Origin of the sequence: Leptobacterium flavescens (genome assembly GCF_010671605.1) — a bacterium.
GTDB lineage: Bacteria > Bacteroidota > Bacteroidia > Flavobacteriales > Flavobacteriaceae > Leptobacterium > Leptobacterium flavescens.
The window spans coordinates 323,055-337,479 of the sequence record NZ_JAABOO010000001.1 but is presented as its reverse complement, the minus strand read 5'-3'; the positions used below and the strand labels follow the sequence as shown (position 1 = coordinate 337,479).

At 33.3% G+C, this 14,425-nt stretch carries 17 protein-coding genes; 4 read left to right on the top strand and 13 right to left on the bottom strand.

The window, feature by feature from the left end:
• Nucleotides 1-39: 39 nt before the first annotated feature.
• Nucleotides 40-1,542 carry an alpha/beta hydrolase gene (locus tag GWK08_RS01535; RefSeq protein ID WP_163605147.1) on the bottom strand — a complete coding sequence of 501 codons (1,503 nt, stop codon included), beginning with the start codon at nucleotides 1,540-1,542 and terminating at the stop codon, nucleotides 40-42.
• A gap of 560 nt (nucleotides 1,543-2,102) precedes the next feature.
• On the opposite strand from GWK08_RS01535, the gene GWK08_RS01530 reads away from it, so the two are divergent.
• Both GWK08_RS01530 and GWK08_RS01525 read left to right on the top strand, forming a co-directional pair.
• Nucleotides 2,103-3,641: a M23 family metallopeptidase gene (locus tag GWK08_RS01530; protein ID WP_163605146.1), complete on the top strand. Its 1,539-nt coding sequence runs from the start codon at nucleotides 2,103-2,105 to the stop codon at nucleotides 3,639-3,641.
• Nucleotides 3,642-3,653: 12 nt separating this feature from the next.
• On the top strand, nucleotides 3,654-4,151 hold the full coding sequence (locus GWK08_RS01525; protein WP_163605145.1) for a hypothetical protein: 498 nt from the start codon (nucleotides 3,654-3,656) through the stop codon (nucleotides 4,149-4,151).
• A 515-nt stretch (nucleotides 4,152-4,666) separates the two neighbouring features.
• On the opposite strand, the gene GWK08_RS01520 is transcribed toward GWK08_RS01525, so the two are convergent.
• The 6 genes from GWK08_RS01520 to GWK08_RS01495 form a co-directional block, all read right to left on the bottom strand.
• Complete coding sequence (locus GWK08_RS01520) at nucleotides 4,667-5,110, bottom strand: GNAT family N-acetyltransferase (RefSeq protein WP_163605144.1); 444 nt, start codon at nucleotides 5,108-5,110, stop codon at nucleotides 4,667-4,669.
• Nucleotides 5,111-5,176: 66 nt separating this feature from the next.
• A complete protein-coding gene (locus GWK08_RS01515) occupies nucleotides 5,177-5,719 on the bottom strand; it encodes a VOC family protein (protein WP_239524845.1) in 543 nt (180 codons plus the stop codon).
• Nucleotides 5,720-5,734: 15 nt separating this feature from the next.
• Complete coding sequence (locus GWK08_RS01510) at nucleotides 5,735-6,130, bottom strand: VOC family protein (RefSeq protein WP_163605143.1); 396 nt, start codon at nucleotides 6,128-6,130, stop codon at nucleotides 5,735-5,737.
• A gap of 42 nt (nucleotides 6,131-6,172) precedes the next feature.
• Nucleotides 6,173-6,568 carry a helix-turn-helix domain-containing protein gene (locus GWK08_RS19420; RefSeq protein ID WP_163605142.1) on the bottom strand — a complete coding sequence of 132 codons (396 nt, stop codon included), beginning with the start codon at nucleotides 6,566-6,568 and terminating at the stop codon, nucleotides 6,173-6,175.
• 161 nt (nucleotides 6,569-6,729) lie between these two features.
• Nucleotides 6,730-7,269, bottom strand: a complete 540-nt coding sequence (locus GWK08_RS01500) for a hypothetical protein (RefSeq protein ID WP_163605141.1) — start codon at nucleotides 7,267-7,269, stop codon at nucleotides 6,730-6,732.
• Between the two features lie 14 nt (nucleotides 7,270-7,283).
• On the bottom strand, nucleotides 7,284-7,508 hold the full coding sequence (locus tag GWK08_RS01495; protein WP_163605140.1) for a helix-turn-helix domain-containing protein: 225 nt from the start codon (nucleotides 7,506-7,508) through the stop codon (nucleotides 7,284-7,286).
• A 91-nt stretch (nucleotides 7,509-7,599) separates the two neighbouring features.
• On the opposite strand from GWK08_RS01495, the gene GWK08_RS01490 reads away from it, so the two are divergent.
• Complete coding sequence (locus tag GWK08_RS01490; RefSeq protein WP_163605139.1) at nucleotides 7,600-7,851, top strand: hypothetical protein; 252 nt, start codon at nucleotides 7,600-7,602, stop codon at nucleotides 7,849-7,851.
• A 356-nt stretch (nucleotides 7,852-8,207) separates the two neighbouring features.
• On the opposite strand, the gene GWK08_RS01485 is transcribed toward GWK08_RS01490, so the two are convergent.
• From GWK08_RS01485 to GWK08_RS01460, 6 genes are all read right to left on the bottom strand, one after another.
• Entirely contained in the window at nucleotides 8,208-9,146 is a 939-nt protein-coding gene (locus GWK08_RS01485; protein ID WP_163605138.1) for a TolB-like translocation protein, read from the bottom strand.
• Nucleotides 9,143-10,597, bottom strand: coding sequence for a serine hydrolase (locus tag GWK08_RS01480; RefSeq protein WP_163605137.1), 1,455 nt, complete (start codon nucleotides 10,595-10,597; stop codon nucleotides 9,143-9,145). Before GWK08_RS01480 ends, GWK08_RS01485 begins: the two co-directional genes overlap by 4 nt.
• 128 nt (nucleotides 10,598-10,725) lie before the next feature.
• Nucleotides 10,726-11,448, bottom strand: a complete 723-nt coding sequence (locus GWK08_RS01475; RefSeq protein ID WP_163605136.1) for a LytR/AlgR family response regulator transcription factor — start codon at nucleotides 11,446-11,448, stop codon at nucleotides 10,726-10,728.
• Complete coding sequence (locus GWK08_RS01470; protein WP_163605135.1) at nucleotides 11,445-12,470, bottom strand: sensor histidine kinase; 1,026 nt, start codon at nucleotides 12,468-12,470, stop codon at nucleotides 11,445-11,447. The genes GWK08_RS01475 and GWK08_RS01470 overlap by 4 nt, the downstream gene beginning before the upstream one ends.
• Before the next feature lie 117 nt (nucleotides 12,471-12,587).
• On the bottom strand, nucleotides 12,588-12,926 hold the full coding sequence (locus GWK08_RS01465) for an amidohydrolase family protein (RefSeq protein WP_163605134.1): 339 nt from the start codon (nucleotides 12,924-12,926) through the stop codon (nucleotides 12,588-12,590).
• 60 nt (nucleotides 12,927-12,986) lie between these two features.
• On the bottom strand, nucleotides 12,987-13,229 hold the full coding sequence (locus tag GWK08_RS01460; protein WP_163605133.1) for a hypothetical protein: 243 nt from the start codon (nucleotides 13,227-13,229) through the stop codon (nucleotides 12,987-12,989).
• 435 nt (nucleotides 13,230-13,664) lie between these two features.
• On the opposite strand from GWK08_RS01460, the gene GWK08_RS01455 reads away from it, so the two are divergent.
• Nucleotides 13,665-14,387, top strand: coding sequence for a CPBP family intramembrane glutamic endopeptidase (locus GWK08_RS01455; protein ID WP_163605132.1), 723 nt, complete (start codon nucleotides 13,665-13,667; stop codon nucleotides 14,385-14,387).
• Nucleotides 14,388-14,425 lie beyond the last annotated feature (38 nt).

Below are 14,425 nucleotides of genomic sequence, written 5' to 3'. Positions count from 1 at the left end.
TAAATCGCTATTACTTATACATATTGTTCTCTGCAGGCTTTATTCCATTTTAAAACCATTTTTCAGCAAAAATTCTTCAGTAAGCCTTCTTCTTTCATCCGAATCCTTTTGAGAGCTTCCTCTAAAATAAAAATGTCCTGCACCGGCATATGAACGTGAAGTGAAACTATTCCTGGTTTTTTGAATGGCATCCCTGAATTTTTCAAATTCAGAAAATTCGACCATATCATCGTCCTCACCGTGGAAGGCGAGTATGGGTGGAAGGTTTTCCTCAATAAGATAAAGTGGTGAGATTGTTCTTGTGTCGTAATTGATGTTGTATACATCTCTGCCTGCAATGTTGTATGGGCAGGACCCCAAAATTATGGCATCAGGTTTTGAACTATATTTTGACGTCACACCAAAATCTTCAGGGTTTTCAATCATAGCTGAAACCAAAGCTAAATGCGCACCTGCAGAAAAACCGTCCGCCAAAATCTTGTTTGGGTCAATGCCTAATTCCTTCGCATTTTCCCTTACCCAAGCTATCGCAGTTAGCGCATCACTTACCGAAGCTTTTACATCTGTACCGTGGATATTCCTAAGACGATAATCAAAAGTTATTGCTACTCTTCCTTCTTCCGTGGAAGCCTTACAAGCGCCATAACTCCATTCAGGTAGTCCAATCGCCCAACCACCACCGTGAAAAAACAGATGCGCAGGTTTTGCCTGACTTTTATCGTGATTTTTCGGATAAAAAATATGAGCATTAAGAGTGATACCATCTACAGTTTTGTAAACTTTTATTTCGCTGGCATCATTCCTTCTGTCTTTACCCATTTTGTAGGTATCCTTAATTTCCTTTATATAATCTTGATTTTTGACATCTTCCAAAACTTTCGCAAAAGCGTAATCAAAAGCCTCGACACGATAGGTCCAAATATTGGAAGTAAAATGCTCCTTGATAAAAAAATCTTTAACGCTCTGATGAGCGTCCAAATCGACTATGGCATCATAACGGTTGTCCAAACGCTTTACAGGAACATATTCAAGGTGTGAAAACTTGTATTCTCCAGCAGAAAGAATGTCAAGATAAAAATTCACACATCTTCGATATTCTTTAAACTGCAATAAGGATGGGCTGTTAAAACTGCCCTTCATTACATTTTCAAAATAGTCACCGGAAACGACTGCTTTTTTATTAAAGCCTGAGAAACGATAATAGTTTTGTGGATACAACAACCGATATCGTTTGTGTTTGAATTTTGTTTCAGTCGATAGGCTATCAATTATCGGAGAACCTATTTCTTCAAAATTTCTTTCGTATTTGTTGACCAATTTCTGTACGGTTTGCTCCAAAGAATCAATAATTGAGTTAAAGCGCTCTAATTCTGTACTGAATATCTTTTCGCGGTTAGCTGTCAAAAAGGAATTGTTCTTTCTGATAAGATTGCTGTGAGCTTCCAGCAGTGACTGCTTTTGTTCAGCAAGTGGACTTGAAGAAGTCGCCTTATTTTGGGCATCAGTTTGTCCAAAACCTAATGTGAATTGGAGCAGTGCCATTGGAATTATGAAATATTTAAAATTCACCATCACTTTATGATATTGTTATTTCAGGTTTATTTGCTCTCATTTAGACAATGAAAGTATATAAAGGTTTAATGTGATGTTAATTTTGGTTATACCTGCAGATAACAAATCTTTAATATTCATAAATGATCTATCAGCGACCCTTTTCCAGGGTTATGCAAGTAATACTGGAATGTTGAATGTTAAATTTTGAATGAGGGAGTTTGTAAAAGCAGAGCGGAGATAAAAAGGGAGAAGTGATGGTTATGGAAGTGTCTACAAAAAATAGACAATTTTACAAGCTATCCTAATAAATCTGCCAAAATGTTAAAGTTAAAAAAGCTTACATGTTTTAGATTTGTTCTAAAATAAAATTTAAGGTTTTTCTGCAATATTATATTGTATTTTATTATTATTTTAGAAAATAATTACTTATATTCACTTTAGTTTTTCGGGTTAACTAACCAATCTCTATAGATGTCTTTAAAAAACATTTCCATTGAATAATTTCTGGTTGATAACTCAATTTTGTAAACCGTAAACTTTTAAGCATTATGGAAAGAGCTTCATTTTTGAGTGCGTTGGCATTAATGATACTGCTTATTGCATTCAGCTGTCAGACTGATGATGATTCTGAACAAAACGATCTAAACGAAACCTCAGCCCAAGAGGCCGTAATTAACAACCCTATTGCCTTAGAGTTTCAAAGGCGAAGCTTAGCCGCTAAGCAAGTACCACCTTACCCATTTAATAAGGAAGGGGGGATAGATGAAATTACCTCTTCAGCAACAGAAAGTTCAGATTCTAATGAAGAAGATGTCTGGCAAACCTTTGAAGAAGAATATGGGGAAATAAATTTTGAAAATTTACACGTAATTGATAGCTCGAATACTTCTACTGTATTTCCGTTATTCAATGATGATAACCGTTTAATTGGATGGCTAGCAGGCTATCATAAAGAAGATGGTGATATACAATACTGGGTGAAACCTGTTGAAAGTGATATTGTTTTAGAAGAAGGAGAGCAATTAGTCTATTTAGATGATCATGAAAATGAAGATACTTCCAATGAAGACACTTCACAAATCACACCTTCTTTTAATGATCAAACAATTGCTTTTAGTAGTAATTGTGGTGGAGGCGATATTGTTTGCTTTGCTAATTATGAAAGTGTATGTATTGGTACAGATGGGGGACATATGAATGGTTTTGGCGGAACCAGTACAGATAGTCAAGATGATGGTGATGTGCCGTTAGAGTGTACTCAGGTCATAACTGGTTATACCTGTCATGGTGGATCCAGTACGGAAGGTATAGATCCCGGTTGTGACGATGGAGGAGGTAGCGATATAGATGGATGGACTGATCCATTTGATGGTGCTGGAGGTGCAGGAGGTAATACCGGAGATAACAATCAAAACTGTACGGGAGGTAAGATATTAAATGAGCAAAATGAGTGTGAATGTCCACCTACTCAAGTCGAAGACCCGGCAACAGGGCTTTGTGGATGCCCGGATGGGACAACACCAGATGGGAATGGTAATTGTATAGATTTACCATGTATGGGAGATCCTGTATCTAATCCAGAAATTGTATCATCTGGCTCATCAGGGAAAAGAGGAGGTACATTTGGATGTACAAGAACAAATGCAAATAGTATTTGTGATGGTGTAGAACGTTCAAAAAGGCACGATGGATTAGATATAAAAGCAGGCTTAAATGATGATGCCTATGCAACACATACAGGGACGGTAACAAGTATAAGAGATACATTTGAACCTGGTAAGTATGAAGAAGGTTCTTTTGGCAATTTTGTTGTCATAACATTTGTTGAAAACGGAGAAACACGGCATATAAAATTTAATCATTTAAACAGAGTTTTAGTTGAAGTTGGTGATACTGTAAATATGGGTGATGTGATTGGTTTGGCTGGAAATACTGGAAATGCAAACCCACCTAAAGGTAGAAAAGTAACGCCTCATATTCATATTCAAGTATTTAATTCAAATTTCTCTCAAAAATTTGACCCCGAAAATTTTATAACAACTCAGTTTGATTCAAATTTTAACTCCATTAATAATAACTGTAATTAAAAAACATCACAAATGAAACATATAATTTTAACAATAAGTATAGTGTTCTATGCTCATATCGGTATAGCTCAACAAGACTTAATATCAACTAATGGTGATAATCAAGATAATACCATAAATTCAAATGAAATTACAATTAACAATGTTAATGTTTTTAGTAATGAAATTTCGGTATTAACACAAAATATAGGACAACCTGATACTGTTGAAGACTATTTTTTTGAAATACAAGATGTAATGGCGCAAAAATATTATTATGATGGCTTGATATTGTACGTTATAGATGATAAAGTTGAAACGTTTCAAATTTCAGGAACAAACTATTCTTTTACTAACCACAATATAGCAATAGGGAATAATATTAACACTTTAGCATCTATTTATCCTTCAAGTTATGATAACAGATCCTTAGGAGGCATGACGTTAGATTTAGAGGATGCAGATATGTACATAATAATTTCATTCGATCTTAATAACATTATTGACCGTATTTCTTTACATAACTATTGATAGGTCATTTTAATTTAATACTACCTTCCATTAATTGAAAAAGGTTGGTTGATGATTAGAGGCTACAAAATGTAACCTCTTTTTTTATCATGTAATGTCAAATAGCCTATCTGAATTGCATTAATTAACTCAATATTTCAATGTATTCTTGCTGACATTAAAATGCAATAATTTATAAGAGAATAATAGAACATTATCTATAAACTTATAATATAATGCTGTAATTCGTGCTGAGAAAGAGATCAAATTTTTTAACCGAGAATTATAGGCAAAATGCTCATCTTTTGAATGGGGTTTTCTTATTCGGTTAAAGGAGCTTGGTCGTACCTCTCGGTAAATAAGTTAAAGTACCATCTTCATTTATTTTAGGAAATAACAGTTATTATGATTAGTAGTCTAAAATCGTTTGATTACTTGAAAAACTTCCTTTTTGATCTCTAAGAATGCAAATTAGACCCTTAAAACTTTATGTAACATTATGTTGTACGCTGGCTTTTTTCGCCGGTTTTGTTATTTTATCTCAGTTTAAATGTAAATTTTTCGTGAGAATTGATGAAGTTTTCCCTTTGGTAAAATCGATGGGTTTCAGTTCTTTTCTTGTTTGAGGTTACTTCCAGTTGTTCGATATCCATCTTTTTAGCTATGCGTTTTAGCTCGTCAATCAATTTTTTCCCAACTCCGGCTTTTCTATTTTTAGGATCCACATACAATTCCTGAATTTCCGCAATTTTTTGTCCGCCATGGTGTAAAAGATTTTGAGAATGGCAGCTTACAAATCCAACCGGGTTGCTGTTCAGTTCTGCAATCAGGTAAATAAAATCTGTATTTATAATATTCCGTTCGAACGCTTTTTTTTGGGTTTCTATTCCGAAAACAGTTTCTTCTAATTCATTCACAAATTGATAAATCGCATTAAAGTCCGCTTTGGTTGCGTTTCTGATATTTATTTCATCCTGCATTTCAATTATAGTATGATTTTTAGCTTGTGTACAATGAATTATTGCTATTGTTAGCTGCCGGCTTTTTTATTGTAAATTCAACTGCCAGGACACGCCAAACCGGTCTTGAACAAAAGCAAATTTCTGACTCCAACCATAATTATCAGGCGGCAGCATAACTGCCCCGTTTTCTGATAGATTTGCGAATAACCGTTGTAGTTCATTTTCGTCTGTACATTCCACATAATTTGAAACAGCCGGGGTAAAGTCCCAATCATGAACTGGTGGACTGTCAGAGCACTTAAATAGTTTCCCGTTGAGGCTAAATGTGGCGAGCATTATCGTTCCTTCTTTTGCCGGTCCTTCCTTTCCCCATCGTTGCAGGTCAATAATTTTGGAATTACTAAACAGCTCTACATAAAAATTCATTGCCTGTTCAGCATCTTCTTTTTGAAATGTCAAAAATGTTGTGATCTGTCCTTCCATATCATTTGACGATCTTAATTTTTTTATGCTATCCAATTCAGCTCGTAATGCATTTATTTCTTCGTTGGTTTCATGGTTTTCTTTATGTTGTGAACAACTCAATGCGAATAGCAATAATATTAGTATTGGAATATTTCTTTTCATTTTCTTGCCTGGATTTTAAAGTGTTTCTATAATTTGAATATAATTTCCGCAGGTGTCGTCAAACACTGCAATTTTTACAGTTCCCATTACAGTTGGTTTTACACTAAATGTCACATTGAGATCCACAAGCCTTTCGTATTCCTCCTGGACGTTGTTGACGTTGAATTGTGTGTAAGGTATGCCTGCATCCTTGAGCGCTTTTTGATATATTTTGGCAGGTTCAAAATTGTTTGGCGCTGGCTCGAGCAGTACCTCCGGCCCTTCCTGGTCTTCTTTGGCTACCACTGTTAGCCATCTGTTACCTTCACTTACTGGCACATCGTGTTTTTTCACAAAACCCAGTTTTTCCGTATAAAATTTCAGCGCTCTGTCCTGATCTAAAACAGGGATACCTATACCTTGAACTTTCATTTTTTTTAATTTACTTGATTTATTTGTGCAAGTAATTGAATATTAACGAGAGTGGTTTTGTGAAAGTTGCTTTTTTTGAAATTCAGTTGGGGTGAGTCCGATTTTATTTTTAAACAATGTACTAAATGAGCTATGTGTATTAAATCCTACATTATAACAGACTTCTGATACACTCATGCCTTTTTTTAAGTATTCTTTTGATTTTTCAAGTCGCCTGATGGTTAAATATTGTTTAGGCGTTATCCCGTAGTATCTTTTAAAAAGCCGTAGTAAATGATATTTTGATGTAAGGAGAGTGTGGGACAGAAACTTTAAATTGATCTCTTTCTCGAAATTATTATCAATAAAATTTCTTAAAGATATCACAGTTTCCAACTGTTTATCATTTGAAAAGCAAATCTTTTTAATTCGATTTATTTCGGTTTCGTAAAAGGTCATTTTTGCCAATATTATTTAGCACCAAATTGTGGCTAACAATTGTATATGGTTAATATTAACTATATATCTGTTATAGCTCTAAGATAACAAATCTTTAATAATCATAATGATATGAGTAACAGTGTTATTACACGATTACCGAGTGAAGTGAGATAATCTACTTATTTTTTAAAATGTTCTTCGATGATGTCTGTATATTCTCGTATTAATTTATGATAATATAATGAATCAAGATCTTTAGTAGCGTAGTTGACTTTTTCTAATTTACGATATGTTTCATCTAATTTGGAGTAATTAAAAAGCCCAATTTCCCTTTCTTTTAAGACTCCTTTATTTTTTTGATTTACATACGCTACTTGATCTATTAACTTAGCATAAGGCTGTTCTTTTTTTCTACTACTTTTATACAAAAGAGCTTCTACACCTTTTGATTCATATTTAATCAAAATAGAATCTTTAAAGTAAAATTTACTTTGTATATCCATAATAGAATCAAATCGATATTGCACAGTTAAGATACTGTTAGTTTTATCTTGGTATAGCTTAAGTTTTAAAAAATAATTCTCTCTGATAATACTATCCTTTTGCTGGACTAATCTTGCAGACTTATCTAATCTTTTAGTGAATTTTTCATTATGATGTATCCATTGGCTTTTACATCCAAAAATTAGAAAAATGGGTATTAAAATTAATGCTCTCAACATCATTACATTTACTAATCCACTTTACAAATCTCAGACAAAGGGACTTCTAAAGCCTGACTAATTCTAAACAAAGTATGGATGGTGGCATTGGTTCTTCCTTTTTCAATCCTGGAAATATTGGTGGTATCGATTTGAGCTTCAATTTTACCTACCAGATCAACCTGAGTTAACCCTTTTTCCTGCCTGATTCTCTTAATATTTAACCCTATAATTTTTAAAACTTCTGACTTATTCATACTTGTCATATTTGACAAGTCAAGAAAAGCTTTATATTTGTAGTAATTAATGTCATATATGACAAGTTTTGAATCAGAACTACATGAACAAATGAGTGTGAATAATGATCATATACAACTTACAGCTGCTCAAAAAGAGTTGTTCGAGTTATTAAACAATAGAGAAATAAAGGATTATTATGATGCTCTAAAAACAGTTCATTATTTAGGAACTTATCATGTTAGAAACGATATGGTTGATCTATCTGCTTCCAGGCAGGTACAGGATCTGTTGGATGTGATTCGGGAAATAGCAATAGAGCATGACACTATAGATCTGGAAAAGAAAACCAACCTGGTTTAGCATCATTTAAACGACCCTTTTCCAGGATCATATAGATAATCCTGGAATGTTGAGTGTTGAATTTTTAATGCAATCTTTTGAATTATGAATTAACTACTATTGTTTTTATTCCTCAATTTTTTGCCTTCTATTCTCGAAAACTAACACCGGTTACCAAACCATTCTTTAAAGTGAAATTGTAACGTGTTCCGGTGCTTTTATTAAAAAATGCGCTATCAGATTCCGGTTTAACCGTTAAAGAATACGATAAAAAAGAGTTTGTTTTTAAATGCGGGGACGTGCAAAAAGAAATAGGATCTATATGCAATGGACTTGCTGAAAAATACTATATCGATAAAAAAAGAAATAAAATTCCATTAGTTTCTTTTGCTCTTCAAAATGTCATGAATATCAACCCAATAAACTTCTCCTTTAACAGCACCTTTCCATCCACTACCTACAGGATCACTATATCTTTTTGAAAAGAAAAAATACTTATTATCCGGCGACATATAAGGACAGAAATAGATCCAGTTTTTTTCCAATGGTTCCCCCAGATCAAAATAAACCGGTGTTTGCCATTTGTTATCTTTTTTAAATGATATTGCAAATCCACCTTCTTTAGTATAGGTATTCCCCGTAATCAAAAAACTCTCATCAGGTGAAACATAAGTACTTCGTTGATTTTCTTTTGAATTTATTTCCGTTCCGATATTCACCGGCGTATCAAACTTTCCTTCTCCTAAATACTGAGCTCTGAAAATATCTCGTTTACCGATGCTCTCAGGACGATCGGAGGTGAAATAAATACTACCATCTGCAACAACAACAGGATAGGATTCTGCATATTCTTCAGTTGAAATCGGATATCCAACCTTCTCAGCTATTTGCCATTTGCCATCTATTTTCTGACTTCTGTATATATCCGGTTTTGAACCCTTAGAACGATCTACCGGGTTAATTCCTAAAAAATACATTGTATTACCATCTTGAGTAATTGACGGATCTATTGCTACCGAAGCATTTTTTTGATCTTCATACATTTGAATTGGTTGTGGTTTAGTCCAGTTGCCATCAATTAATTCAGAATGATGTATTACAAATCTGTCATCTATAATCCTTGTGAAAAACAGTTCCGTAAAAGAAGCATTGTATACCGCATTAATTTCTATGGCATCTGTATTAACCAGGGATGGGGCAAATAACTCCGGTAAGGTACCTGGTGGATCCTGCCCAAAATAAGAATTACGAGTTTTACAGCTTTGTAGAATAAAAGCTAATCCAATTATAGATAAATAAATTAATTTGTTTTTCATTTTATGGTTTTAATTACATTAACCTTTTCCTTAAACCTTTCTAATGTAGCTTTAAAAGAGTTTAGTGATCTATGTGAATGCTCTGTAGCTACTTCTACGGCTTTTTCATAGTTTTTAAGAGCTAAATCATATTGTTCATTTTTCTCGTATGCCTCTCCCAAACTATCATATACATTGGCCTCTTTAGAAAATAATTGTACATTCAATTTGAATAGCTTAATGGCAAAATGCACTTCCCCTTCATTCATAAATTCATATGCTGCAATGTTTAAATACTGTGGGTGATTGATTGAATAATCCTTCTTTATAAAATCGTTAATATCCTCTAATGTACCTAAAGTATCTATATTATCCATATTAGCATAAACAAACTGATTGAACGTTGGTCTTGGTAACTTATACTTTTTACCATACACGATATATTCTATATAATGTGCAACATTCCTTGCTATTCTATCATAATTTGAAAGCACTATGATAGTGTATTTATCTTTTAAATACCTTGAAAAATAAGTTGATATTCCGGGGGCACCTCCACTATGGCCAACTACTTTATTTCCCTGCCTTTCTTCTACCTGAAAAGCCAACCCATAGGTTACTTTTAATGCAGTGAACATTTTTTCTTTTGAGGTATTATTTATTAAGATAGAGCTATATAGTGCCTGGTCAAATTTTAAAATATCCCCGATAGTTGACAGGATTCCTCCATCTGAGGAAGGAGGACTGCTTTTAGAATAATTATTATGGAATTTACCTGAGATAGATCTCATATAGCCTGTGGCGCGATTTTGAACTACTTCATCTCCACATCTCATTTCGGTATCATACATTTTAGCGGGTTCGAATATATTTTTTGTGATATAATCTGAGTAAGATTGGCCAGTTAATTTTTCGATAATCGCTCCTAGAATGATCATTCCGGAATTTGAGTATGAGAATCGCTCTCCCGGGGTGTCAAACTGTAATTCTTCTTCATAAATAAGAGGTAACAGATCATCTATTTTTTTGAATGCATTTCTATCGGCTCTGTAATCGGGATGCCGCATATAACTCCCCAAACCGGAAGTATGAGAAAGTAAATGATAAATCGTGATTTTATCACCCAAAGGGAAATTCTTTAAATACTTAATCACAGGAGCATTAATATCCAGTTTCCCTCTTTCCTGCAATTGAAAAATAGCAACGCCGGTAAACATCTTACCCATAGAAGCAATGTTAAATTTGGTGTCTACCTTGTTTTTAATACCAAAGCTTTTGTTGGCATCTCCAAAGGCCTTTGAGTAAAGTATTTCGCCATCTTTAGCTAATAAAACTGTTCCTGAAAATTGATCGAGCTTGGTATATCTTTGCATCACTTCGTCAATCTTTTCATTAATGGTTTGAGATTTAGCAACAGTAGTCAGAAAGAAAAGACCGATAAGAATGATTTTGGATTTTTGAAATGTATTCATCTTAATGTATTTGTTTATTAAAGTGTTTACTATAAATTATTAATACATCAAATTTGAATAAAAGGGGTGTCCGGTTCAAATGAAATAGACACTCTCATCTGTGTTATAGACGTTCCGGAAGATTTTATCTATTTTAAAAAACTTGCATCGATAAATTTCTGAAAGCTCTCTTTATATTTTTCAGATATAGGAATGTACTTATCTCCAAAGACAATTCTGTTGCGTTCTATGGTTGTTATTTTTTTTAAGTTGACCATATATGATTGATGCACCCGCATAAAATTTTTACCGGATAACTCCTCGTCCAAAGATTTCATAGTCTTTAAAGTGAGGATTGGTTTTTCTGAATTGACTGTATAAAGTTTTAAATAGTCTTTTAGACCTTCTACATAGATCAGATCTTTTAGCTCTACTTTTATTAACTTATATTCCGATTTCACAAAGATATAGTCATCTGTATAGTTTGTAGTGTCTGTGTGTGAAGAGCTAGTTGTGATTTGTTGTCTGGCTTTATTCGCTGCCGAAAAAAACTCGGGATAGTTAATTGGTTTAACCAAATAATCAATAGCATTTACTTTATAACCTTCTAATGCAAATTCTTCAAATGCTGTTGTAAAAATTATTTTGATCCCTTTATCCAAAATGATCTTTGAGAATTCAATTCCCGATAAATTAGGCATTTGAATATCCGTAAAAACTAAATCAACAGTTTCTTTTTCTAAAATCTCAATAGCGGTAATTGCATTGTTACATTTTGCTACTAATTTTAAAAAAGGAGTAGATTTTACATAACCTTCCATTAAATCAAGAGCCAAAGGTTCATCATCAATCAAAATACACGATAGCGTCATTCTTTAAAGTTTAGTATTAATGTAGCCTTAAATATGTTGTTTTCTTCTTTAGTAAACAACTCAAATTTGTTTGGGTATAATAGTTCTAATCGTTTTTTCAGGTTTTTTAATCCAATTCCGGAATTGGTTACTTTTTCTTTTTCAGGAAATGATGAGTTAATAACCGAATATTGTATCTCATCATTGTCTATCTTCAGTTCAATTTTTATAAAACTGTCCTGCACGGCATCAATACCATGCTTAAAGGCATTTTCAATAAAGGATATTAATGTTAATGGCGCTATTTTGATAGGTCGATTAATAACGGGAAAGCTTTTTTCTAATGTAAGGCTGGAGGATATTCTTAGTTGCATTAAGTCGATGTAACGTTCTAAGAATTCAATTTCTTTAGCTAAAGGAACTTTATTTGTTGAAGAATCATGCAGTAAATAACGCATCATTTTGCTTAAATCGTGAATCGATTCTTTGGCAATTTCAGGAGAGCTATCAACCAAAGCGTAAATATTGTTTAGTGTATTGAAAAGGAAATGAGGTTGGACCTGATATTTTAAATATTTAATTTCTGCACTCAACTGCGCTTGTTTCACCTGCTGCAGTGCCAATTGATTTTTATTCAACTTTTTGTTGATCTTTAATCCGACACACATCCCAACACTTAAGATCATTGGCAAAATGAGTTGAATGGAAGACATTTGACCACTTCTTACTTCTCTTGTTCTTATTCCGTTTATTGAAGGATTAAAGGCATTCCATGTCAGGAAATATTGTATCAGAAAAAAAAGTACAGCAATCAATAAAACATTTATAATATAAAACTGAAGCTTTTTTCTTTTGAAAAAATACGCATTTACTAAAACAAAATAATTGATGTAAAAAACAAGAAAAACACTTGTAACAGACAGCCAGTTCCTATTAATGATATATTGTACATTAGAAATATCATCTAATGAAAATAGGGGATATAGAAATGCAAGTAGCCATAAAAAGCCATGTAATAATATTGCTAAATAACTTCTTTGCATGTGATGTCTATAAAAAACGAAAGTAAGCTAAATAACATTAATTTTCATGACTATATAGATAGTCCGGTGTTTTTCATAGATAATAATGAATATTTTCTCTATTCCATTCTGCAAACATTACGATGCTTTAAATAACTCACCATCCTTTAATACAAAACTGATGTCTCTTGTGTTGGATATATCTTCCAGCGGATTGCTGTTCAGGATAACGAGATTAGCTTTTTTATTAACTTCTATCGAACCGTATTCCTTATCTATATTTAAAAACTTTGACGGATTAAAAGTGGCTGTTTTTAGAGCATCTAATGTGGAAAGCCCTGATTTTACCATCATTTCCAATTCTTTGTGTAATTCATCAATGGTCGTATCATTTATCGGGCCCATATCAGAACCTACCAACAGCAATACACCATTTTGATTCATCCAGAATGTAACTTCATAAAAAATGCCAGGCATTAGCCTCCGTTGTTAAAATTTAAAAAAGAGGGATGTCCCGCTTTTTTAGTCCATAATAGTTTAATGATCGTGAATATCATCTATAAAATCGAAAAGATGCGCATGATACGATGAATCTCCACCGGAAGTTGAGCAATGGTTAACCATGTCTTGTGCCGCAAAAAAATCATGGGTGTGCCCTGACCAAGATGTTCCATCAGAAAAAGTACATGTAACCGTAAATCCCACCCCTCCATTTATACTTTGTAGTTGTTTTTGGTTCAATTTTTTGACACCTTCTTGATTTAAAATGTTTTTTAACATAATTATTTAGAATTAAGGATTAGAGAAACAATATACAAAAAAATAGAAATAATAATACAATATGTATAAAATTAATTCTTATTTATATTAAAGTATAATCCTACTTATACTCAATAAAAATAAATCGATGACGGTTATAAGATAGGCAACGCTATCATACCCTTTGAAATCACCAACTAGAGTCGTACCGCTCCTATAACACATATCGTTACGGCAATTCGCATTGAAGTTTTTGGTTTGTTCATGGTTTATGTAGTGCAATCTTTTGATGAACAACGACCCTTTTTAAGGATCATCACGAATTGAGAAACACAAGCCCGGCAAAACGGAATTGCCTCGCCAGTTTATGGAAACCATAAAGTCCCGGTCAAAAGAAAAGAGAATCACGGTAAAACTATAAATTAACAGATATCTTTATAACTTAATCTTAAAAAAATGGAACATACTATTTTCCTTATATTTTTTATCATACTGGTACTTATAGTAGCTGTTTACCTTCCTGTTTCCGGCTATTTTGAAGTAAAAAAGCTCAAAAAGAGTATTGCTGATGGAAATAGCCGCAGAAAAATTGAATTTTACCGGGCAACCGTATTTTGGTCCTGGATACCGATATTCCTGATATTTATACTGATGGCTATCTCTGATATACCACTGGAAAGTATCGGGATTAAATGGATTGATATTGAGGCAGCTTCAGCCGGCAAATGGATCGTATTTCCTACAATAGCATTTTATTGTCTTTACCTGATATACAATATCTACTCAATTATAATTTTTAAATACAATAAGAACAGCAGGGCAAGAGCCACAAAAAGTATCCCTGCCCATTTTAAATCGTTTTTACCGATAACCCGGGAAGAAAAACGTTTGTGGGACTATGTCTCGGTTACAGCCGGTATAACCGAGGAGATATTGTATAGAGGATACTTCTTTTATGCATTAGGGGTAATTTTCCCAGGCCTGTCTTTAATTCATATTTTATTGATAACAACTATAATGTTCGGACTCGGACATATATATCTTGGGAAAGAGGTCATAAGGCCAACCATACTTGGACTGTTTTTCGGGATATTTTATATAATTTTTGATTCTGTTTTCCCCGTGATCATTATCCACATTGCACAGGATCTGGTTGTCAGGGACCTGTTTGATGAATAAATTAAGATCTATAGACTCCGGTAGTTAAAGAAATGGTA